We start from the raw sequence: 1,627 nt of genomic DNA, 5'->3' as shown, positions 1-1,627 counted from the left end.
ATGTTAGACATGTTCCCTACTGAATTAGTAGCTGGTAATATCGCTAATGTTACCTCTCCTACTGATATCTTAGATTACACTATAGCTGATGAAGTATTATCTGTAGATTTCTCTTTAGATGGTAAAACAAAAGGGGTAGTATTAGGTGTAAAAACATCAGATAAAATCTATAACCATACCAAAGCTTCTTGTGATAGATTAAGAGGTGCTGAAATCTTAAACATTCAAACTGTGCAATTAGAAGGTTACAACTTCTTAATGCAAGGTATTAAGCAAAGAAATGGTGTTGTAGAATATGCGATCTCTTTTGCAACTGCTAAGAATAATAACGATACTAATTATACCATTCAAACCAACTGGTATGTAAACAACTACATCAAGTTTAATGATGTATATAACTTCCAGGTTTGGACTACAAACCCTGCTGATACTCAAAAATTAGTAGTAGATATTTTAAACAACTTAAAAGCATTTATTCCTGTAACTCAAACAGAAGTGCAGAAAGTGCCTAAAACTTATGCTGCTAAAATTTCTAGAGAGAAAAATGAACTTGTAGTACTTTTAAGAAGCACTCAAAAAGGATTGAATACTGAGATTTCTATGGAAGAAATCTACTCTGAGACTGCTAACAATGTGAAGTTTAGATATAACCCTGTAAACACAGAGTTAGAGCAAACTTTAAGAGTAGACATTGCTGATGGATATGAGTATGATGGTTTAGTAAAAGTAGATGGTGAAGTTGAAGATGCCTTTTATCATGCAGATGGTAACTGGGGATTAGATTTCGATTCAAACTATACTAAAATTAAAGAGTACTTTGTATCAAACAGTTTTGATAGAACCTATCAAGATGATGAGCATGCTATCAACAGAAACGTAGCACTTAGAGCAACAAGTGATTTTGATTACTTAACACTATACAAATCTTTATTACCTGGTACTTTAGCTGCTGATTATTCTGAGTACAACTACTTATCATTCACAGCAAAAGGTTCTGGACTAATTGAATTAGGTTTAATTAAAAAATCTATTGAAGATTGGAAAGCACAATATAGAGTAATGGTAGATTTATCTGAAGAAGAGCAAACTTATTATGTACCTTTCGATATCTTTACATCTAGTGCTAGTCAAGAAAAGTTAACAGCTGAAGATTTAACAACATTACTATTTACCTTCTTACCTGTTGAGGCACAAACAAAAGAGTTAGATTTAACAATCTCTGATGTAAAGTTCACCAAAATTGCAGTTGAAGATCAAATTGTAAATAAAATTGAGAAGTTCGAAAACGAATTTATGGCATATCCAAACCCTTCTCAAGGTAATGTAAACTTGTTACTATTTAGTCAAGTAGATACTGAAGCAACTGTAACTTTAACAGATATTACTGGTAAAACTATTTACAAAGAAAACGTAAACTTAAATACTGGTAAAAATGAACTAGACTTTAACTTTAGAGTTAAAACTGGTGTAATGTTACTAAAAGTAGCTAGTAAAGAAACAAACTATGGTACATCTAAAATTATCTTTAGATAAAACATATAAAATATCAATAGTCGAAATAATTTTTAGGGGTATTAATTTTTAGACTACTTGATCCCAAGAGCTGACTTACGTCAGCTCTTTTTTT

The 1,627-nt window shown here is 31.1% G+C and carries 1 protein-coding gene; it reads left to right on the top strand.

The window, feature by feature from the left end:
• A partial coding sequence (locus tag V7R38_RS13120; RefSeq protein ID WP_334059113.1) for a T9SS type A sorting domain-containing protein occupies positions 1–1,533 on the top strand: 1,533 nt, incomplete at its 5' end.
• Positions 1,534–1,627 lie beyond the last annotated feature (94 nt).

The organism is Polaribacter sp. P097, from assembly GCF_036864555.1.
In the GTDB taxonomy this organism is placed as follows: Bacteria; Bacteroidota; Bacteroidia; order Flavobacteriales; family Flavobacteriaceae; genus Polaribacter.
This window is presented reverse-complemented; position numbering and strand designations above follow the sequence as displayed.